This is a genomic window from Sporosarcina sp. AD_1, assembly GCF_057373025.1.
The window spans coordinates 45,337-64,753 of record NZ_JBPVIR010000007.1; the positions used below are offsets into that span (position 1 = coordinate 45,337).

The 19,417-nt window shown below is 46.6% G+C and carries 19 protein-coding genes; 15 read left to right on the forward strand and 4 right to left on the reverse strand.

Annotation, left to right across the window (positions count from 1 at the left end; all coding sequences use genetic code 11):
- Positions 1-26 precede the first annotated feature (26 nt).
- The 4 genes from ACSW3C_RS14330 to ACSW3C_RS14345 all read left to right on the forward strand — a co-directional run bounded on the left by ACSW3C_RS14330 (position 27) and on the right by ACSW3C_RS14345 (position 2,093).
- Entirely contained in the window at positions 27-185 is a 159-nt protein-coding gene (locus ACSW3C_RS14330) for a hypothetical protein (protein ID WP_486563474.1), read from the forward strand.
- 419 nt (positions 186-604) lie between these two features.
- The gene (locus ACSW3C_RS14335) at positions 605-1,015 is read left to right on the forward strand and encodes a GNAT family N-acetyltransferase (RefSeq protein WP_486563476.1); all 411 of its coding nucleotides are present in this window, start codon (positions 605-607) and stop codon (positions 1,013-1,015) included.
- 141 nt (positions 1,016-1,156) lie between these two features.
- Positions 1,157-1,600 (forward strand): NUDIX hydrolase, encoded by a 444-nt coding sequence (locus ACSW3C_RS14340; protein WP_486563477.1) that lies wholly within the window; start codon positions 1,157-1,159, stop codon positions 1,598-1,600.
- Positions 1,601-1,673: 73 nt separating this feature from the next.
- A complete protein-coding gene (locus tag ACSW3C_RS14345) occupies positions 1,674-2,093 on the forward strand; it encodes a GNAT family N-acetyltransferase (RefSeq protein ID WP_486563479.1) in 420 nt (139 codons plus the stop codon).
- A gap of 98 nt (positions 2,094-2,191) precedes the next feature.
- Here the strand turns inward: ACSW3C_RS14345 and yedF are convergent, their stop codons facing one another.
- From yedF to ACSW3C_RS14360, 3 genes are all read right to left on the reverse strand, one after another.
- Positions 2,192-2,431: a sulfurtransferase-like selenium metabolism protein YedF gene (gene yedF / locus ACSW3C_RS14350; RefSeq protein ID WP_486563481.1), complete on the reverse strand. Its 240-nt coding sequence runs from the start codon at positions 2,429-2,431 to the stop codon at positions 2,192-2,194.
- The gene (gene yedE, locus ACSW3C_RS14355) at positions 2,421-3,623 is read right to left on the reverse strand and encodes a selenium metabolism membrane protein YedE/FdhT (RefSeq protein ID WP_486563482.1); all 1,203 of its coding nucleotides are present in this window, start codon (positions 3,621-3,623) and stop codon (positions 2,421-2,423) included. Before yedE ends, yedF begins: the two co-directional genes overlap by 11 nt.
- A gap of 168 nt (positions 3,624-3,791) precedes the next feature.
- Complete coding sequence (locus ACSW3C_RS14360; RefSeq protein WP_486563484.1) at positions 3,792-4,358, reverse strand: nitroreductase family protein; 567 nt, start codon at positions 4,356-4,358, stop codon at positions 3,792-3,794.
- Between the two features lie 161 nt (positions 4,359-4,519).
- On the opposite strand from ACSW3C_RS14360, the gene ACSW3C_RS14365 reads away from it, so the two are divergent.
- Positions 4,520-5,071: a hypothetical protein gene (locus ACSW3C_RS14365; protein WP_486563485.1), complete on the forward strand. Its 552-nt coding sequence runs from the start codon at positions 4,520-4,522 to the stop codon at positions 5,069-5,071.
- Positions 5,072-5,197: 126 nt separating this feature from the next.
- Positions 5,198-6,721 (forward strand): Na+/H+ antiporter NhaC family protein, encoded by a 1,524-nt coding sequence (locus ACSW3C_RS14370; protein WP_486563487.1) that lies wholly within the window; start codon positions 5,198-5,200, stop codon positions 6,719-6,721.
- Positions 6,722-6,819: 98 nt separating this feature from the next.
- On the opposite strand, the gene ACSW3C_RS14375 is transcribed toward ACSW3C_RS14370, so the two are convergent.
- Positions 6,820-6,972, reverse strand: a complete 153-nt coding sequence (locus ACSW3C_RS14375) for a hypothetical protein (protein WP_486560570.1) — start codon at positions 6,970-6,972, stop codon at positions 6,820-6,822.
- A gap of 508 nt (positions 6,973-7,480) precedes the next feature.
- Here ACSW3C_RS14375 and ACSW3C_RS14380 point away from each other — a divergent pair.
- The 9 genes from ACSW3C_RS14380 (at position 7,481) to acnA (ending at position 19,328) form a co-directional block, all read left to right on the forward strand.
- Positions 7,481-9,085, forward strand: a complete 1,605-nt coding sequence (locus ACSW3C_RS14380; protein ID WP_486563489.1) for a sensor histidine kinase — start codon at positions 7,481-7,483, stop codon at positions 9,083-9,085.
- A complete protein-coding gene (locus ACSW3C_RS14385) occupies positions 9,078-9,752 on the forward strand; it encodes a response regulator (protein WP_486563491.1) in 675 nt (224 codons plus the stop codon). Before ACSW3C_RS14380 ends, ACSW3C_RS14385 begins: the two co-directional genes overlap by 8 nt.
- Before the next feature lie 353 nt (positions 9,753-10,105).
- Positions 10,106-11,083, forward strand: a complete 978-nt coding sequence (locus ACSW3C_RS14390; RefSeq protein WP_486563492.1) for a tripartite tricarboxylate transporter substrate binding protein — start codon at positions 10,106-10,108, stop codon at positions 11,081-11,083.
- A 72-nt stretch (positions 11,084-11,155) separates the two neighbouring features.
- Positions 11,156-11,599: a tripartite tricarboxylate transporter TctB family protein gene (locus ACSW3C_RS14395; RefSeq protein WP_486563494.1), complete on the forward strand. Its 444-nt coding sequence runs from the start codon at positions 11,156-11,158 to the stop codon at positions 11,597-11,599.
- A gap of 16 nt (positions 11,600-11,615) precedes the next feature.
- On the forward strand, positions 11,616-13,127 hold the full coding sequence (locus tag ACSW3C_RS14400) for a tripartite tricarboxylate transporter permease (protein WP_238079001.1): 1,512 nt from the start codon (positions 11,616-11,618) through the stop codon (positions 13,125-13,127).
- Between the two features lie 20 nt (positions 13,128-13,147).
- On the forward strand, positions 13,148-14,527 hold the full coding sequence (locus ACSW3C_RS14405; protein WP_486563496.1) for an SLC13 family permease: 1,380 nt from the start codon (positions 13,148-13,150) through the stop codon (positions 14,525-14,527).
- Positions 14,528-14,550: 23 nt separating this feature from the next.
- Positions 14,551-15,453, forward strand: a complete 903-nt coding sequence (gene prpB / locus ACSW3C_RS14410) for a methylisocitrate lyase (RefSeq protein ID WP_486563498.1) — start codon at positions 14,551-14,553, stop codon at positions 15,451-15,453.
- Positions 15,454-15,469: 16 nt separating this feature from the next.
- On the forward strand, positions 15,470-16,609 hold the full coding sequence (locus ACSW3C_RS14415; protein ID WP_486563499.1) for a PrpF domain-containing protein: 1,140 nt from the start codon (positions 15,470-15,472) through the stop codon (positions 16,607-16,609).
- A gap of 28 nt (positions 16,610-16,637) precedes the next feature.
- Complete coding sequence (gene acnA / locus ACSW3C_RS14420; protein ID WP_486563500.1) at positions 16,638-19,328, forward strand: aconitate hydratase AcnA; 2,691 nt, start codon at positions 16,638-16,640, stop codon at positions 19,326-19,328.
- Positions 19,329-19,417 lie beyond the last annotated feature (89 nt).

Genomic DNA, 19,417 nt, shown 5'->3' on the forward strand with positions numbered 1-19,417 from the left:
AAAAATCGGGGGAAGGGGAGTTCTTTTTGAATAACTACATGTATTCGTTGTATGCCTTGATTCTAGGTGTCGTATCTTTTTTTACGGGTGAAATGGTTACGTTTATTATGCTTGGTTTTATATTAATTGCGCTTATTAATATTAACACGACTTTGAAAAAGATTTTTTTGAAAGAGGAGAAGTAAGGTTTGGAATCATAGGTTGGCTAATTTCAGAACTGCGAGGGAGATTGGATGTTTAGTTTTAAACCATATAAAGATAAGCGTTATTGGATTCTGCTAATTCCATTCATGATCTTTTTAGTAGGTTTTATTGTCTTTAGGCCAAGTGATTTTTTTGAAAAGACTTTGAATTTGGTTTTATTCTTACTTCTATATGGAGCCGTGTTTTGGTCGTTATATTATCTCTGGACGTATTTGGGGGATAGAAAAAAGGAGAAGTAGGGTTGGTTTGAAGAAACTCATTGTGCAAACTATTGAAATTCAGTATGATGGAAATAATAAATCCATTCTGAACGTAGATAACCAGCCATTAAAGGAGGCATCAGACAGTGGATAAATTATGGAATATCTCTTCAAACTAAAAATTTGAGGAGGAAAAATAAATGGCGATCAGTTTACAAAGCAGTAAAGAGATAAATATGTATCAATTGGAGAAGTTATATAATGATGTGGAATGGTATGCTTATACAAAAGATTTAGCTGTTCTGCAGCAAGCGCTATACCAATCATTAGATGTTATTTCAGCTTGGGACGGAGATGAGTTAGTCGGCCTCATTCGGATTGTTGGTGATGGATTAACCATTATTTATATCCAAGACATCCTTGTCCTGAATGCTTATCAAAATCAAGGAATCGCGACTCAACTCATGCAGCAGGCTTTGAATAAATATAAAGACGTTCGGCAAAAAGTTCTTTTAACAGAAGAAGCACCGGATGTCAGACATTTTTATGAAAAGAATCGCTTCCAATCTTGCGATCAAGGGACATTGGTAGCATTTGCTTTGTTGAATTAATCGGGGAAGACGTAAAAATGTTGCATCCTAAAAGTGGGGTGCAACATTTTTTGTTCAACTGCAATTACTGCGGGGATAGCTTTGTGAAACAGCTTATACAGTTAATTGTGGAATGGTTTAATTAGAATAGAGGAGAACGTTATGAATTACATTCAATCATTAAGAAGTGTAATAGGGACAAAACCAATAATTGCTCCAGGTTCTGCCATAATAGTGCTTAATGAGGAACAGGAGATTTTATTACAGCTACGTTCAGATACACATGATTGGGGCATACCAGGTGGTGGCATGGAGTTGGGGGATAGTTTCGAAGAGACAGCCCAAAAAGAGCTGTTTGAAGAAACAGGTCTTATCGCAGAACGATTTGACATCTTGGGATTAGCCTCTGGAAAGGATTTTTATTATAAATTTCCTCATGGAGACGAAATATATAATGCTACTGTTATATTCAAAGCCAAAGAAGTAACTGGAGATTTAAAAAAGGGCGATGAAAGTTTAGATTTAGCTTTTTTTTCATTGGAGTCTTTGCCAAACTTAAACTATACAACAAAAAAGATCCTTGAAAAGGTCTTATTAATATGGTAGAGCAGCACTTCCTCTCAATAAATGAGCTTGAATCAAAAAATTTAACTTATTCATAAAGAAGTGAGGTGTTTTTATGGAAATCAATATAATCAATGATTTTTCCAAAGTGAATATCAGCGAAATGCAAGAGGTGTATGCGTCTGTTGGGTGGACAAAGCATACGCCGGAAGTTATTAAAAAGGTGTTTGAGGCAAGCCAGGTCATCGCAATCGTCACAAGTAACGAACGAATTATCGGGTTTGGACGGGCAATGACAGACGGCGTATTCAACGCAGCCATTTACGATGTTGTCGTTCATCAGGAGTACCAGCGACAAGGCGTCGCTAAAAAGATTATGGAGCATTTGCTTGAAGAATTACGAGATGTATCTTGTGTGCATTTGATAGCAACTAAAGGAAATGAAGAGTTTTATCGAAAGCTTGGCTTAAAAAAAGTGAAAACTGGCATGGCTAGATATTTAAATGCTGATTTAAGCGATGCATATTTGGAATGAAATCAATTTTATTAATCATTTACTTTGTTAACTCCCATACATTTATTCAATAAAAAGAGTAAGCCAGAACCCCATTACAGAGGGCTCTGGCTTTTCTTTCACGCATAAATATAAAACAAATATTCCTGTCCATTCTTCACGGGTTCCTGGGCAAATGTGTAACCATGTGCCTTGGCTTCTTCCGGCACATTGCGGAACGAGCCGGGACAATCGGTAATGACGAGCAGCAGCTCGCCGTTGTTCATGCCTTCAAGTGCTTCCAATGTGTAGATGACGGGGTACGGGCAGGATTCTCCCCGAAGGTCGAGTGTGAAGTTGGGTTCCAATTCAGCCTGCATGGTCTGTCGCTCCTTTCTTCATTGTCCGTTTTTGATGGTATCGTTTTTCTCGATAAATAGTCAGTGCATATAGCAAGCCGAGCATAGCAAGGGTGGCGAGAATAGCACCGGCGGGGTGGAGCGAATCCAATAGGTTGATGGGTGCTCCGCTTTGCACGAGCGTCGAATAAATGCCGAGATGATCCCAAGCGTAGGCAAGGAATGTGGCGCCGATAATGTTGCCTGCAAAGACGGGCAGGAACAGAACCTGTCCTTCCATCAGCCGGTACATCATGCCAGTTTCACAACCGGATGCCATCACAATCCCGAGGCCGAACAAGAGGCCGCCTATAAACGTGCTTGGTGCAGCAATCTGAGTAATTGGCGTCAAATCATAAACGGAAATGATGATGATCGTCAACACAGAGCTGACGGCCATCCCAAGGATGATCGCTTTTGCCATAAGGCTCCGTCCGACGAGAAATAAGTCGCGGAAAGCGGAGGTAAAGCAGATTTGTCCACGTTCAATGAGAATGCCAAAGGCCAGTCCAAATAATGCACCAAGTCCAAGCAATTTCTGCCCGGTTGCAAAGAAGTAAACGATCCATCCGATATAAAGAACGGCAATAACGCTGCCTACATACGGCTGGATTACACGTTTTTTGACCGTCGACGGCTTCGCAGCGCCTTTAGTCAGTGTAGGGCGTCCTTTCCACCAGCGTGTTTTGGTCAATTTGGTCCCGAAGAAGGTACCAATGCCTGTTGCTACAATAAAAATCCAGGAGTGGAACGAAAACTGAGGTACGCCTGTAAAGAAAGCAGCCAAGTTACATCCGAGTGCCAGGCGGGCGCCGAATCCTGCAATGATGCCGCCGATCAGCCCTTGTACATAACGGCGTTTTTGCTGTGGTTTGCGGATTTTAAAATTATTGCTCAGCAGCACCATAATCAAGGCACCGATAAACATGCCCCATACCATCCAGCCATCAGGGCGACTCCACGTCGTGCCTTGCAAATGTACCTTTTCATAATAGTCCCAGCCAGATATATCGACTCCCAATAATTTTAGAAGATCGCCTCCAAGGCGGGTAAATTCACCGGTCACCGCCCAGACAGTTGACGTGAGACCGAAATAGAAAGCGCTCAGGATTCCCGCAATCACAAGGACGACGTAAGGATTCCAGTAGCGCATAAATAGAGTATGTTTTTTCATGTTGTGGGTCCCTTCCGTAAAGTACTTTTCTATTGTATTCCTAATTCAATAGAAATCAAGAGTCTGGGACTCTTTGGAAGGAATCTACAAACGGATGTAATACGTAGTTATTTGACCTATTGCAATGTAGAAAGAAACCGCCCTTCTATTCGAAGATGCGGTTTCTTGTCAGTTGTCGATAATCATGAGCCGTTCACGGATGTCAGTCCGTTCTTGTGGGCTCGGAATATGCTTCGGATAGCCGATCATCAGCGTAGCTACGACTTTTTCGCCCGGTTTGACACCGATTGCTTCTCGGAAGATCGGATCGTAAATCCAATCATTTGAACGCCAGATCATACCGATGCCACGTTCCCACGCAGCAAGCTGGAAGTTTTGGATCATGGTAGAGACGGCGCCGTAATCTTCATCCCATCTTCTTTGCCGCGGGTCTTCGGGCATGATGACGACGAGATGGAGCGGGATATTGCGGAAGTACTCGGATTTCCGCTGCACTTTCTCTGGGATATCTCCATCTGTTTTCGTTTGGGAATCAACATAAGCTTGGACAAATTTGTCTTTTCCTTCTTCCGTGTATAATTGAAAACGCCAAGGCTCCGTCAGTTTATGGTTTGGTGCCCATTTCGCAACGTTCAGTAATTCAATAATTTCTTCAACGTCCACTGGGTCTGGCTTGAATGCTTTAATCGTTCTTCGGCTGATGATGGCCTGCTCGACTGGATTTTTTCCTTTCATCTCTCATACCCCTATCTGTTGTTAATGAAAATGAAAATCATTCTCATTAAAAGTATAGCACAAAGAGTGCTGGTTTTCTTACTTCCTATACAATTGATTAAATTTAATATTAATTGGAACTATTTCACTTCTCATCCGTAGCATTACAGGGAGGTGAGGATATGTTGGATCAGAATGAGCCCCGCCATGTAATGATGGCTATTACGTTCGGAGTTTTTCTGTTATCACCCGTATTTCTAATAGCAGCCCCTATGTTTATCGCTATTTCCATGCATGGTGTACCACACTCTTGGGTAGTGCTTGCGCCAGCGAAAGCCTATCTATTCTACGGAATTGGCCTGCTGTCCTTATTCATTGCTTGTTTCATACTATTTTTATTGCGCCTAAATAAAACTTCAAAGTGGATCAGTGTGGTCAGTGTGTTAGTATGCATTCTATTCATAGCCGAAGGGACTCAGCATTATGTGGGCGTGTCAACGGATGATGTATCCTTTAAGCGTGGAATGTTTGCGTCTGAACAACGGTATCCATGGAGTGAGGTGGAAGTGGTGACATACCGGGAATTCCCGAAAGAAGGAGGTTTCCCGAAGTTCGATTTTCATTTTACGGACGGAGATGTCATGACGCTCCCGGAGACCGAGCACGTCCGGCTGCTGCATAATGCAATCAGAGAGAAACTGGAAAAGAATGATATTGAATTTCAAAGAAGATAATTCGTCCGAAAAAAGCCGCCAGCTGGTGGCTTTTTTTGTGTGAAACTTTCTGTATGAAAGCATATTGTATTTTTATATTATAATATGTATAATTATTCAGTATTACATTTAAAAGGAGTGAAGGGCATGGAACATATGGGTTTGCTCTCCTTAATTCCGCCACTTGTAGCCGTCATCTTGGCTATTCTTACGAAAAACGTCATTATTTCTTTATTTTCTGGTGTGTTTGTCGGCATTCTTCTGCTTGTAGGCGGGAACCCGCTGACCGCTACGACCGGCATGATTGGGGATTATTTATTCCCGCAGCTGACGGATGGCTATAATGCGGCTGTACTTGTGCTGTTATTTTTCATCGGCGGTTTCGTTGCCCTGATGGAAAAATCGGGAGGCGGCGCGGCATTGGCTGCTTCCTCGGCAAAATACATAAAAACACGCGCGAGCGCCCAAGTATCGGCGTGGTTCGGGGGAATCCTCATCTTTTTCTCGGATCTCGGCACACCACTCATCGTCGGTCCGGTGTTTGAAAAGATTTTTGATAAGGTGAAAGTGTCCAGGGAAAAGCTGGCCTGGATCATTGACTCGACTGCTTCTCCAGTCGCGGTGCTCATTCCGTTCATCGGATGGGGCGTCTATATTATGGGGCTGATCCGCGCCGAATTCGATAAATTGAACATTGCAGATTCGGAGTTCAGCACGTTGATCCACGTCATTCCGTTTCAATTCTATGCGATTTTGACCGTGCTTCTCGTACCATTGATCGCGTACACGAAACTGGATTTTGGCCCAATGGCGAAAGCGGAAAATCGGGTGCGCCAGACGGGCCAGCTTTATTGGCCGGAATCAAAGCCATTGCGGAAAGCAGAGGAGATGACGGAGTATACGAATGGCAGCCGTGCCATCCTTATTTGGCTTCCTTTGCTTGTTCTTTTCGTCACTTTATTCGGCCTGCTGATCTCTAAAGGTTTTCCAGTCACTCCGGTGCCGGGCGGCGATTTCCGTGTTGCACTCAGCACAGCGTATTTGTTCGCAGCCATTACCATTATCATTCTGATGATTGTGTACAAGGTGAAAAAGTTCAATGAGATTTTTGATATTTATACAACGGGCATGCAGAAGATGGTATATGTCGCAGCTACGCTTGTTTTGGCATGGTCTCTTGGCAAGGTCATTGCGGAAATGGGAACGGCGGCTTTCATCGTTGAAGTGATGAAAGGGAATGTGCCGGCATTCATCATCCCGGCCATCCTGTTTGTTGTCGGGGCGGTCATGGCACTCGCTTCGGGCACCTCTTGGGGAACATTCGCCATCATGCTGCCAATCGCGATACCGATGGCTGTGTCCCTCGATGCCCAACTGCTTGTGTGCATAGGCGCCGTCTTATCGGGCGGTATTTTCGGGGATCACTGCTCGCCTATTTCAGACACGACGATCCTATCGTCCACTGGGGCCGGGGCTGATCATATCGATCACGTCAAAACTCAATTTCCTTACGCTTTGCTGAATGCGTCTGTCGCGTTCGTCGGCTTCATAGTGGCAGGAATTACGGGTAGTGTGTATACATTGCTGCTGACGGTTGCTCTGCTTGTTATCGCAATCTTCTTGTTATCGAGGAAAAAGGCGATGCCAGTGGAAGCGAAGGCAAGTGCATAATAAGAAAATGAAGCTCCAGGGTTGATTTTCCCTGGAGCTTCAGAGCGTAGACAAAAGCATATTAATTTGTTGTCTCGTATAAAAATAATAATCAACTGTTACTCACATAAGATTCCTAGTAGAGTTGATTTCCGCTTCTGGCGGTCGCTTTCCGGGGGGCGGGCTGTGAGCCTCCTCGTCCGCTGCGCTTCCTGTGGGGTCTCACCTGTCCCGCTCATCCCCCAGGAGTCGCCGCCTTCCGCTCCAATCAACGGATGTTCTGCTTACAAGTTATGTTAGTAATAATAAAAATGATGAACCTTGTATATAGGAAGTTAAAAGAATTTTCATATTTACTTAAACATAAAGAAATTATTTCAAAGGCAGGGAGCGCAACGTAGACTCCTATGGGAATAGCTTGAGCTGAAGACCCCGCAGGAACGAAGTGACGAGGAGGCTGAAGCCAAGCCCATGGAAAGCGAAGTTGCGCTCCCTGCCGGTTGGTTTATGCATTTCTATTCATCTCGAAGTGACTTTGTCTACAGTCTGAAGCTCCAGGGTTGATTTTCCCTGGAGCTTTTCAGGTCCCATACATATCATGTTGAATCAATTGGAAATCAAATCGAGCGTTAGGATTAAGGGAAATAAAGTAGATAAAACTGCCGTTCCCGTTGAATATAAGCTGCTGAATCTAAGGGCAGTTACAAGGAAGGAAGAATCGTCTATCACCTCTCTAGGAAAAGCGTTATACTAAAGTCAATCTATTCTGGAAGTGATTGAGTGTTTAAAAGCAAATTACAAAGAAAAATACTGCTTGCTGTCATTTCATTGCTGTCGTTTATCATTTTACTCATGCTCTCTTTGTTTCTGGTCTTGGATTACTTGAATTTAATGGACCGTAGTAAAGTGGTCGGTCTTCAGTCGGCCAAGATGCTTTCCTTTATGGATGCTGTGCAGGACGGAGTGACCCACAGTGATAGTGAATATAAATTGTCAGAGCTGCAAGCGCTGATTACGTACTACGAAGCACAAATTGATGCAACGTTCATTGTTATACATAATAAGGCAGGCGAAGTGCTGGCCTCTCCTCAGCTAGAGAAGATTGGCAGAGAGGAAGAATTTGATGACGGGTTCAAGGCGATTGTATTTGGAGCGAATTATTCTATGGAATCAAGTGAGATTATTGGTCCGTCTGTCGTGAGCAAAGCCCCGATTTATAATGAACAAAAGCAGATCATTGGCGTGGTTACTGTTGGATATTTGCTTTCGGATCTGCGTGAAATCGTTTATGAACGATCGTTTAAATTGTTATATTTCTCGTTGTTTATTTTAGCGCTCGGCATTTTGCTGAGCTTGCTGCTGGCAAGAAGCATCCGAAAAGATACATTCGGTTTGGAGCCGGAGGATATTGCGAAGTTTTATATGGAACGAAAAGCCATTTTGGCTTCTATTGATGAAGGTATTATCGCGGTGAATCGAAATGGTGAGATGACCATCGTCAATACGGCTGCAAAGAGGATACTTGGTGTGACGAATGAAATTAAGGGGAAGCAAGTGTCAGAAGTCTTTCCTGATTTCCCCTCTCCTGTGAACCATGATGGTATGGCGGTCAACAGAACACTTGAAATGAATTACAACGATAATAAATTAATTGTCCAAGTGAGTCCGATGCAGCTGCATGAAAATGTCAGGGGAGCTGTCTACACCGTGCGTGACAAGACGGAGATCATGGAGGTCGTCAATACGCTATACGAGGTAAGGAAGTATTCCGATGACTTGCGTGCCCAGACTCATGAATTTACAAATAAACTGTACTTGATATCGGGCTTGTTGCAGCTGGGGAAATATGAAGAAGCCATTTGCACCATACAGAAGGAAATGGAAATCAATGATCATACTAGCCAATTTATCTTGGAAAACTTGATAGATACGAATGTGCAGGCGATTCTATTTGGGAAACTGGGCAAGGCGTCTGAGTGGAAAGTTTGTTTCGAAATAGATGAAAACAGCAGTTTGGAACCACTTCCGGAATTTATTAGTCCCGGTGCTTTGACGACCGTGCTTGGCAACTTAATTGACAATGCCTTAGAAGAGACGTCTGGACAACCTGATGGCCGTGTTACATTCTTTACCATAGACCTTGGCGATTACATTATCTTTGAAGTGTCCGACAACGGTAGAGGGATCCAGCCGGGCAAGGAGGATGAGCTTTTTAACCAAGGTTACTCAACGAAGAACGAGTTGAACCGGGGATTCGGACTTTGGAATGTCAAACGGATCGTAAAGGATCTTGGGGGAGATATTCAAGTGAGTTCTGAGGATGGGGCGGTGTTCACCGTCTATATACCGAAACGGGGAAACGTGGGGGATGAACAGAATGATTAATGTATTGATTGTAGAAGATGATTATCGAATTGCCGGCATTCATCAGCAGCTGCTGGAAAGAATAGAAGGTGTCAAGGTTGTCGGCCAGGCACTTCGTGCGAAAGAGGCATGGGAATTTCTCGAGAAAATGCCTGTCGATTTAATCGTACTTGACATATATATGCCTGACCAACTCGGGACGGAGTTGATTCGTGAGGTGAAATATAAATATCCGAACACGGATTTTATTATGATCACGGCTGCAAGGGAACGGGAATTGGTAGCAAGCAGCATGGCGGCAGGAGCCTTTCATTATTTAGTGAAACCGATTGAGTTGTGCAAATTGAAGGCAGTGATTGAACAATATATGAAAAGGCGTGAAATGATTCAAAATGGAGAGATTGAAGATCAGTCGTCCATTGATTTGCTATTTGGACGGCCTGATTTTCAAAAAACGGAGAGCATCGATTTGCCAAAAGGAGTCAATCCTCTGACATTAGAAAAAGTCCAGCAAATTTGTGCGTACTTGCCCGAAGGAATGACAGCAGAAGAAGTCGGGGAAAAGCTCGGTGCTTCTAGGACAACCGCTAGGCGTTATTTGGAATATCTAGTTTCCAAGGGGGAGCTGCGCGCCGAATTGGAATATGGCATTGTTGGTAGGCCAGAGAGAAAGTATTTTTCTCTATGAGCATAAAAGAAAATGGCTTAGAGCTTGGAAAAATACGAGAACGGCAGTACTTTGCGGTTTTATTCTATTACCACATAGAAGAGCTCTAGCAAAGTTGAATGCCGTTTTAAGCAGACTTTGCAGAGTGGGAGCCAATTACTTGGAAAGCATAGTTGCGCTACCTGCCAATTTGTCATCCACGTCTACTCATCTTTTTCTACAGTCGGGAAGCATCTGAGAAGATGCTTTTTTGTGTGAACAAAATGAACAAAATTAATTAAAAATATTTAATAGACTTAAATTTGTAAACGATTACAAGACGAAAATGAAAATGTATTATGAACAAAGAGACTTTTAAGTTAGGAGAGGATTTCATGAAGAAAACGCTTTTGTTTTTAGGAATGTCCTTGCTTTTGGTGTTGGGTGCTTGTTCATCTGCCAACAGTGATGGCGATAAGTTTCCAAAGAAGAATATTGAATTTGTCGCTCCTGCAACACCAGGTGGCGGATGGGATGCCACTGCTCGTGCAATCCAAAAGATCTTAAAGGAAGAGAAAATTGTTGACCAAAGCATGACGGTTGTCAATAAGCCGGGCGGAAGCGGTGAAGTGGGCTGGCAGTATCTATCGAAAAAAGATGCTCATACACTTGCGATCGACTCTAGTTTGTTGGTTACTAATAATCTATTAGGCCAAAGTGATTTGACTTATGAACAATTTACTCCTATCGCGACGTTGACGACTGAATGGATTTCAGTTGCGGTGCCGAATGATTCGCCTTATCAGGATGCCAAGGCGCTTATGGAGCAACTCAAGAAAGACCCTTCGTCTGTGAAAATCGGTATTGCACCGGGGCTTGGAAACAATGACCACTTATCGTTTGTGCAAGCTGCAAAGACGTACGGCGTTGATGTGACGAAGTTGAACTTCCTCGTATATGAGAGCGGCGGTGACGTCGTTACGAGTTTGCTAGGTGGACACGTCGATGCAGCGACAATGGCTGTATCGGAATCTTCGGAGCAGCATATTGCAAAGAAATTTAAAGTATTGGCAGTCACTTCCGATGAGCGGCTGGAAGAGCTTCCAGATGTCCCTACGTGGAAAGAGCAGGGTGTCGATATGGTATTCCCTCACTGGCGCGGAATTCTTGGACCGCCAGATATGACGGAAGAGCAAATTGCTTATTGGGATGAAGCCCTTTCTGAAATGGTGAAGACAGATGCTTGGAAAGAATTACTTGAAAACAACGGTTGGGAAGATTTCTACAAGGACAGCGCCGATACAAAAGCTTTCCTTGCAGAGCAAACAACGATGTACCAGAATTTGATCGAAGAATCCGGCTTGAAAAAGTAAGCTTGCATGAGGTCGAGTCCTGCATTTGCGGGCTCCCTTTTTTAATTCATCTTCCAAAGGAGGAAAAAGAAAATGGTACGGTTCATTACCCCTTTGTTTACTGTTGTACTCGGTATCATATTTTTAATTGCATCCTTGAACCTGCCGAAATCGAACCTCGGTAATCCAAATGGGCCTATGTATTTTCCGGTATTGATCGCCATTATTCTAATTGGTGGCGGCCTCGTCTATTTATCCCAGGAGTTTAAGGCGAGAGGAGTTGCATTTAAGGATTTTGCAGGGCTTCGAGAAGGCAAAGCGCCGCTCTACCTCGGCGTATCACTTGTGCTCATGGTTTTATATACGTTGGTGTTTGAGCGTATTGGCTTTTTGATTTCAACCATTTTATTCCTCGGTGGCCTATTGTTCTTGCTGAACGGACGGAAAAAGTGGATTACCAATGTATTGGTTGCAGTTATCTTTTCATTTGTCACGTGGTATGCATTCGGCACGTTGCTGCAAGTAAGCTTACCGTAAGAAAGGAGGATAAAAGATGGGTCAAGATATGCAAGTGATAGTGGATGGGTTTTTGACCGCAATACAGCCAGCCAACTTGTTTTGGATTGCGCTCGGTGGATTTTTAGGAACGGTCGTCGGCATGCTGCCCGGCCTGGGACCTGCAACAGCAATCGCGTTGCTGATTCCAATCACGTTCGGAATGGATCCGACCAGTGCGCTTATTTTAATGGCTGCGATTTATTACGGAGCGATGTATGGTGGATCGCGCAGTTCGATTTTGCTCAATACACCAGGGGATGGCTCGGCGATCGCAGCGACGTTCGACGGGTACCCGATGGCGAAGAAGGGGCAGGCGGGACAGGCGCTTGCGATATCCGCAATTGCTTCTCTTATTGGCGGTATGATAGCGGTTGTTGGTTTCATCGTGCTTGCGCAGCCTCTCGCAGGGTTTGCGTTGAAATTTGGTCCGGCTGAGTATTTCCTCTTAATGGTATTTACGTTGTCGGCTATCGTATCCCTTGCGAAGGGGGCAATGGTAAAAGGTTTTATTTCCATGGGGATCGGTCTCATGATCAGTACAGTCGGAATCGATTTGCAGACAGGGGTATACCGCTTTACGATGGGCAACCCGCATCTTAGTGAAGGAATTGACTTCCTCGTCGTTATCATCGGAATTTATGCGGTTGGAGAAGTGCTGTATAACTTCTTGTCGATTGATAAGCCGGTCGGTGAAAAGAAGAAGGTCGGAAAGATCTGGATTACGAAAGAACAGTGGAAACGGTCCAAATGGCCGATTATCCGGAACGGTCCGCTTGGCTTTGTAGTCGGGGTTCTTCCGGGGGCTGGCGGCGCAATCGCGTCCATGCTGAGTTATTCCATGGAAAAGCAGATTTCTAAAAAGCCGGAGGAATTCGGAGAAGGGGCAGTCGAAGGCCTCGCTGCGCCGGAGTCTTCCAATAACGCTGCTGCCGTGGGTGCCTTTATCCCGATGATGACGATGGGGATTCCAGGATCGGGTACGACCGCGGTCATCCTTGGCGCAATCGTCATGCTCGGCATGAAGCCGGGTCCATTGTTATTTGAGAACAACCCGGATATGGTTTGGACGTTCATCAACAGTATGTTTGTAGGTAATATTTTCCTTGTTATTTTAAACATTGCGCTTGTCGGTTTGCTTGTAAAAATTTTGGATACACCGCCTCGTATTTTGTATCCGATAATTATGCTTCTTGCATTTATCGGTACATATACACTTGGTTACACGACGGTGGACTTCGTCATCCTGATCATCTTCGGCATAATCGGACTCGTTATGAAAATGTTGAAATTCCCAGTGGCACCTTTGATTTTAGCTGCTATCGTCGGCTCGGACATGGAGCAAAATTTCCGGATGAGTTTGGTTTCGTACCCGAATGTTTTCGGAATGCTCACCGCATCGCCAATCACGATCGCGCTAGTCATCATGACAATCATTTCTCTCGGGTTCCCATTCCTATCGTCGTGGCTTAGGAAGCGCAAGATGGAAAGAAACTTGAGCGAAAACTAATTCTAGAGGAAGTGTTGGCAATGAAAAGCAGGAAAACGCTATTGTTCTTTAGTTGTCTGCTTGCTTACGTGTTCACCTTCCTCCCGGTTTTCCAAGTGCCGCTAGTCATAAAAGCGTTTGCATGCCTCATCATTATCCAAGCTCTTTGGATTGGTGGGGTCTTTCCATTGGCATTCAGTTCCGTGTTGCTCATGCTCATGTTATCCTTCCACTTTTTTACGTATGAGGAGACATTGTCATTCTTTGCTTCAGAAATTGTCTGGCTGCTTTTTTCGACTTTTATCATAGCCGGCGCATTCATCGAATCCGGCCTAGCCAGCAGGCTGTCCTTGAAACTTCTTGCCTTGTCACGGGGATCCAGCCGGCTGCTTATATTTTTCTCCTTCATCCTAATGTTTGTCCTGTCTCTCTTTATTCCATCCAATGTGGGGAAAGCGAGCCTGGTCGCATCCGTTTTGGATGAAATCGTTGAGAATCTCCGGGCTATGTGCAAAGTAGAAAACGTGGCAAAGTCGCTGTTCATCGGCCTGACATTCATGGTGCCCATTTCTGGAGCTTTCGTGGCCACGGGAGCTAGTTCGACGATCTATGCATATGGACTGCTTGGCGGGTTGACGGGAGGGCTTGATTATGTAAAATGGCTTGTCTTTATGGGACCGCCGATCCTGCTATTCATCCTGTTACTGTATGTTCTTTTCATTTTCATCTTTCCACCTGAGCCGATCGATAAGCAACTCCTAAAGGGACTGATGGATGACAGGATTGAGAAGCTTGGTAAGATGAGCGTGCCGGAAATCAAAGTGCTGTGGATTATAGTATTCGTTGTGTTGCTCTGGATGACGGAAAGCATTCACGGGTATTCCGTTTCGCTTGTTGCATTGCTTGGTGCTGCGTTGACGATGCTGCCGTATTCGGGTGTCTGGAGATGGGAACAGGCGAGTAAAAAAATTGGATGGGATCTCATCTTGTTTTTCGCGGCAACATTAATGCTGTCAAATATGTTGATTGCGACTGGTGCGGTAAATGCATTCGCAAACATGCTCGTTACACTTTTCGCGACCGATTCCTATGTATGGATTGTTCTTTTGCTACTTGCCGTAACGGCATTGTTGCGCTTGGTGTTCGTGAACGTTCTCGGCTTTTTGACGATCATTTTACCGATTGCGGTTACCGTCGGGCAAGCATTTCCTGATCAAAATCCGCTTTTCCTTGCAATGGGTGTGTTTTTAATGGGAATTCCCGGGTTTCTGCTTGTGACGCAGTCGCCTATCCATTTGATCAGTTATGAATACGGTCATTTTTCGAAGAAGGATTTATTGAAAATCGGTTCGCTATCGATGGGAACATGGTTTGCCATTTTGATAGCGACCATGTACGGCTATTGGAAGTTATTTTATTAACAATAAAAGAAAGAGGGATACATATGACGTGGCTTATTACAGAACAGAAGACGCAGAAGGAACTGGCGGGGCAGTTTTTATCGCGAATTAAACAAAAGCCGATTTTAAAAATTATTGGTGCTCATGATGGGATGTCAGCGCTCATTGGAAAGCGGGTTGGGTTTGAGGCTCTCTATTTGTCAGGCGCCGCTTTTACAGCCAGCCGCGGCTTGCCAGATCTCGGCATTTTGCATTCGCAGGAAGTGGCGGAACGCGCAAGGGAACTGACACGGGCAGCGGGGTTACCGGTGCTGGCCGATATCGACACAGGGTTTGGTGGCGTTTTAAATGTCGCCCGGACTGCGAAAGAAATGGTTGAAGCGAATGTGGCGGCGGTGCAGATTGAGGACCAGGATCTGCCCAAGAAATGCGGCCATTTGAATGGCAAGAAATTGATCCCTGCAGAGGAAATGGCACAGAAGATTAAAGCAATCAAAGAGGTGGCCCCTTCTCTCGTCGTCATTGCGCGCACGGATGCACTCGCTGTGGAAGGGATGGACGCTGCGGTGAATCGGATGAAGCTCTACGTGGAAGCAGGAGCGGACGGATTATTCCCGGAAGCGCTCACGACGGAGGAGGAATTCCGAAAGATCGGAAGCCTGTTCGATGTCCCGCTGCTTGCGAATATGACCGAGTTCGGAAAGACGGATTACTATACAGCCGATGAATTTGAGTCTTATGGCTACTCCATGGTCATTTATCCGGTGACGTCTTTGCGGGCAGCTGCTAAAGCATACGAAGAAGTGTTCACGGAAATCTTCGAAATGGGCACTCAAAAGGGCAAGCTTGACCGGATGCAGACACGGAAAGCATTGTACGACACGATCGGCCTGGAGGAGTATGAGGCGCTGGACGGAAAAATCGCCAAAACTATTTTGCCGGAATGAACAGGAGTTGATTCGCATGGAACAAAGATCGATTAAATGTGCAGTGTATCGTGGCGGGACGAGTCGTGGGATTTTCTTCAAGGAAGAGGATTTGCCAGCATCCCGCTCAGAATGGAATCGGATTTTCATGGAGGCAATCGATGCGTACAATCCTTCCCAGGTGGATGGCCTGGGCGGAGGAACCTCTCATACGAGCAAGGTGATGGTAATTGGAGAATCCGATTCAACGGACGCGTGCCTTTCCTATACATTTTACCAAGTCGGCATTGGCACACCTGTCGTGGACGCAGAGGGGACGTGCGGCAATCTGATGGCGGCCATCGGGGCATTCGCAATTGACGAGGGATATGTGGAGGTGCCGGAAGGAAGCACCTCAGTATCTGTAATTGTCCACAATGCGAATATCGACCGGGATGTCCGCATGGAAGTTCCAGTGACTGCTGAAGGATATGCCGCAGCGACCGGGGATTTCCTCATGCCGGGCTTAAATCGTCCAGGGGCACGAATCGAGGTGTCCATCCTTTCGCCGGGCGGCGGCAAAACAGGTGCAACATTCCCTTGTGGACATCGAGCAGATGTGGAAACCGCAAGCGGGAGATTCACTGTGACGATTGCCGATATTGTCAATCCCTTCGTGTTCGTCTCCGCCTCGGATTTCGGATTGGACGGCACGGAGCCGAACGCAGAGCTTGCGGCGAATGAAGGGCTGCTTGAGAAGCTGGAAGCGATCCGGCTGACAGGGGCGGTGAAGGCGGGCCTTTCTCCGTCCATCGAAGCGGCAAAAGCGATTCCTTCGATTCCGAAGATCGCACTCGTTTCCCCTCCGGCTGATTATGTTTCCACATCGGGGCGGCAAATCAAGGCAAATGAAGTGGATGTTATCGCACGCATGATATCGATGGGGAAATTTCACCGGACATTCGCAGGAAGCGGGCTCTATAATTTAGCGGCGGTTCTATTGATTTCCGGAACGATTCCGGGAGATGCCTTCCGCGGCCCTTCGAGAAATGGCCGGCAAGTTGTCCGCATCGGCCATCCGGACGGGATAGCTGAGGTAGCCGTCTCGTTGACCGAGGACGGGCGAGACGTCGCAACTGTCGGGCTGGATCGGACGGCTCGCCGAATGATGACGGGCCATTGTTATATACCGGAATGAAGAACGCTTCTTGAAAGGTGTGAGGAAGATGCAACAACTATTGGATTTAAAGATAACGGAACTGATGGATGAACTGTCAGTCGGCGGAACGAAATATCAATACATATCATTGTGTCGTTTTGAGGAGCTCGGGTACACCAAGGTCAGCTCTTTGCCGTATTCAATCAAGATTTTATTGGAATCGGCGCTTCGGAACTACGACGGAACTTATATTACTAATGAGCATGTGCAATCATTGGCAAACTGGGGAAGCGGTCCGGCTGCGGAAGTTCCGTTCAAGCCGGCGCGCATCGTCCTGCAGGATTTCACCGGCGTTCCCGCGATCGTGGATCTCGCATCTATGCGGGATGCCGTTGCGTCCCGGGGCGGGGATCCGGCATCCGTCAACCCGATGATTCCGGTAGATCTCGTCATCGACCATTCGGTCATCATTGAACATGCGGGAGACCGGGAAGCATTCGGCCGCAACCTCGCACTGGAATACGAGCGGAATGCGGAACGGTATTCATTCGTGAGATGGGCGCAGAAAAGCTTCAAGAACTTTGGGGTCGTTCCGCCGTCGAATGGGATCGTGCACCAGGTGAATCTGGAGTATTTGGCAACTAGCGTTCGGACTGAGACACGCAGTGACGGGCCATGGGTTTATCCGGATTCGCTTGTTGGCACGGATTCCCATACGCCGATGGTAAACGGGATTGGCACCGTTGCATGGGGCGTCGGCGGTATTGAAGCGGAAGCTGCCATGCTTGGACAACCTCTGTATTTTGTCATGCCGGAAGTGATCGGCATCCGGTTGAAAGGCCAGCTGCGTGAAGGCGTGACGGCGACGGATCTTGCGTTGACGGTTACGAGCATGCTTCGTAAAAAAGGGGTCGTTGGCAAGTACGTCGAGTTCTTTGGAGAGGGCGTGCAGGATATTTCGGTGCCAGACCGGGCAACCATCTCCAATATGGCCCCGGAGTACGGCGCGACCATGAGTTTCTTCCCGGTGGACGAGCGGACACTCGATTATTTACGGAATACAGGCCGAAGTGAAGCCGTTCCGCTTGCTGAAGCGTACTGGAAGGCGCAAGGCCTGTTTGTTTCAGGACAAGAGGAAGCACCGGACTATACGGAGACGATGGAAATTGATCTGAGCAGCATTGTGCCGATCGTAAGCGGTCCGAAACGTCCACAGGATACGATTCCGCTAGCCTCGATGAAAAATGCGTTCATTGATGTACTCAGGAAACCGGTGACAGAAGGCGGCTATGGGACAGACCAATTACCTTCTGCGGAGCCAGACTGTAACCAGATCGGAACGGGTGCTGTAGTTTTGGCCTCTATCACCAGCTGCACGAATACATCAAATCCTTCCGTTATGATTGCTGCGGGTTTGCTCGCTCAAAAAGCGGCGGACAAAGGGGTGCGGCCCCCTAGCTACGTCAAGACGACACTGACGCCGGGGTCGCGGGTCGTGACGAAGTATTTGGAGAAAGCCGGCCTTTTGGCACCGCTTGAACAACTTGGCTTCCATATTGACGGATATGGCTGCGCCACATGTTGCGGAAATAGCGGGGCGCTGGCGCCTGAAGTGGAACAGGCGATACAGGACAAGGAACTGATCGTAGCTTCCGTGCTGAGCGGAAACCGGAATTTTGAGGGACGCATCCATCCGTCCATTAAGGCAAATTATCTCGCATCGCCTCCGCTGGTCATCGCGTTTGCTCTCGCGGGCAGAGTCGATCTCGATATGGAGATGGAGCCGCTTGGCATGGATGCCGAGGGATCTCCTGTTTATCTGCGTGACATTTGGCCGTCCGCTGAAGAAGTGCAAGCCATTATTTCAAATACAATTGACGCATCCTTGTTCAAGGACGAATACAGCCGGGTGGATTCCAACGAAACATGGGAGTCGATCGACGCGCCGGATGGCTTGCAGTATGAATGGAATAAAGAGTCGACTTATATTCAAAAGGCTCCTTATTTTGACAAAGGCTATGTGAAGACATCTATCGAGCAGAACACAAGGGAATTGACGCCTCTTGCGGTGCTGGGCGACTCGATTACAACTGACCATATATCGCCGGCTGGGCAAATTCCCCTTCATAGCGAAGCCGGAAGATTTCTGAGTGAGCAGGGAATCGAGGCGCGCTCGTTCAACAACTATGGAGCAAGGCGGGGCAACCATCTTGTCATGGAACGTGGTACGTTCGCCAACATCCGCTTGCGGAACCGGATGGCCGGCGGGAAGGAAGGCGGTTTTACGACACACCGGCCGACAGGAGAAGTGGTCAGCATGTTTGAAGCGGCGCGGCGCTACAAGAAAGAAGGCCGCAATTTGATCATCATCGCCGGGAAGGAATACGGGACGGGCAGCTCGCGCGACTGGGCGGCAAAGGGCACCTCACTCCTTGGGGTGAAAGTTGTCTTGGCTGAAAGCTTCGAACGGATCCACCGCAGCAATCTTGTTGGAATGGGCGTCCTTCCTGTCCAATTTGGGGAAGGCCTATCCGCAGAAGCACTAGGCCTGGACGGCAGCGAAACATACTCCATTTGCGGTGTGAACGATCAATCCTTCATTGCCGGGCAAACAACCGACATGAAAGCGGTCCGGAAAGACGGCACTGAACTCCATTTCCCGGTCATCTTGCGAATCGATAATGAAGTGGAAAAGGAATGCTACTTGAACGGCGGCATTCTTCCATCTGTCGTAGAAATGATAGTAAACCAGCAATGAATAGATGAGTGAGACAGTGGTGAGCGTGAAAAGGGGCGCTCACCATTGTTCATTTTATGGGTTTGTCGTGTGGATTTGGCGGGTTTGCA

What these genes read in the sequence shown, in the direction of transcription:
- ACSW3C_RS14335 (WP_486563476.1), top strand. Translation starts at nt 605, where the DNA reads ATGGCGATCAGTTTACAAAGCAGTAAAGAGATAAATATGTATCAATTG.
- ACSW3C_RS14340 (WP_486563477.1), top strand. Translation starts at nt 1,157, where the DNA reads ATGAATTACATTCAATCATTAAGAAGTGTAATAGGGACAAAACCAATA.
- ACSW3C_RS14345 (WP_486563479.1), top strand. Translation starts at nt 1,674, where the DNA reads ATGGAAATCAATATAATCAATGATTTTTCCAAAGTGAATATCAGCGAA.
- yedF (WP_486563481.1), bottom strand. Translation starts at nt 2,431, where the DNA reads ATGCAGGCTGAATTGGAACCCAACTTCACACTCGACCTTCGGGGAGAA.
- yedE (WP_486563482.1), bottom strand. Translation starts at nt 3,623, where the DNA reads ATGAAAAAACATACTCTATTTATGCGCTACTGGAATCCTTACGTCGTC.
- ACSW3C_RS14360 (WP_486563484.1), bottom strand. Translation starts at nt 4,358, where the DNA reads ATGAAAGGAAAAAATCCAGTCGAGCAGGCCATCATCAGCCGAAGAACG.
- ACSW3C_RS14365 (WP_486563485.1), top strand. Translation starts at nt 4,520, where the DNA reads ATGTTGGATCAGAATGAGCCCCGCCATGTAATGATGGCTATTACGTTC.
- ACSW3C_RS14370 (WP_486563487.1), top strand. Translation starts at nt 5,198, where the DNA reads ATGGAACATATGGGTTTGCTCTCCTTAATTCCGCCACTTGTAGCCGTC.
- ACSW3C_RS14385 (WP_486563491.1), top strand. Translation starts at nt 9,078, where the DNA reads ATGATTAATGTATTGATTGTAGAAGATGATTATCGAATTGCCGGCATT.
- ACSW3C_RS14390 (WP_486563492.1), top strand. Translation starts at nt 10,106, where the DNA reads ATGAAGAAAACGCTTTTGTTTTTAGGAATGTCCTTGCTTTTGGTGTTG.
- ACSW3C_RS14395 (WP_486563494.1), top strand. Translation starts at nt 11,156, where the DNA reads ATGGTACGGTTCATTACCCCTTTGTTTACTGTTGTACTCGGTATCATA.
- ACSW3C_RS14400 (WP_238079001.1), top strand. Translation starts at nt 11,616, where the DNA reads ATGGGTCAAGATATGCAAGTGATAGTGGATGGGTTTTTGACCGCAATA.
- ACSW3C_RS14405 (WP_486563496.1), top strand. Translation starts at nt 13,148, where the DNA reads ATGAAAAGCAGGAAAACGCTATTGTTCTTTAGTTGTCTGCTTGCTTAC.
- prpB (WP_486563498.1), top strand. Translation starts at nt 14,551, where the DNA reads ATGACGTGGCTTATTACAGAACAGAAGACGCAGAAGGAACTGGCGGGG.
- ACSW3C_RS14415 (WP_486563499.1), top strand. Translation starts at nt 15,470, where the DNA reads ATGGAACAAAGATCGATTAAATGTGCAGTGTATCGTGGCGGGACGAGT.
- acnA (WP_486563500.1), top strand. Translation starts at nt 16,638, where the DNA reads ATGCAACAACTATTGGATTTAAAGATAACGGAACTGATGGATGAACTG.